1 protein-coding gene is annotated in these 275 nt (G+C 59.6%); it reads right to left on the bottom strand.

Translation table 11 applies throughout. The features are described from left to right. Window positions 1-275, bottom strand: a 275-nt coding sequence (locus SAZ04_RS22010; protein ID WP_332699711.1) for a hypothetical protein, incomplete at both ends; no start/stop codon positions are given.

The following is a 275-nucleotide window of genomic DNA, read 5'->3' as shown; positions in this document are numbered from 1 at the left end:
ACAATGGACACATCAGTGGCGTCATCGGCGGTGAACTGAATGAAGAGCCCCGCATTCGGACCGCCCTTGTGGAACTGGCCGGTTGAGTGGAGAAATCGCGGGCCATACCCCAGCGTAACCGGGGCGCCGCATCCTCTCTGTATCGCCGACTGGATGCGCCCACGCAGGCCGTCCACTTCGGGAGACCTGTGAACGAAAGCCATCAGGGCGAAATAGTTCCCCGGTTGGTATAGACTCAGGAAGTGCCTGAGATCGGGCATCTGATATCCGGTCTC

It is taken from the genome of Halalkalibacter lacteus (genome assembly GCF_036663595.1).
Classification (GTDB): domain Bacteria; phylum Bacillota; class Bacilli; order Bacillales; family Bacillaceae_D; genus Halalkalibacter; species Halalkalibacter lacteus.
Note: the sequence above shows the minus strand (reverse complement) of the source record. Positions and strands in the feature narration are given on the sequence as shown.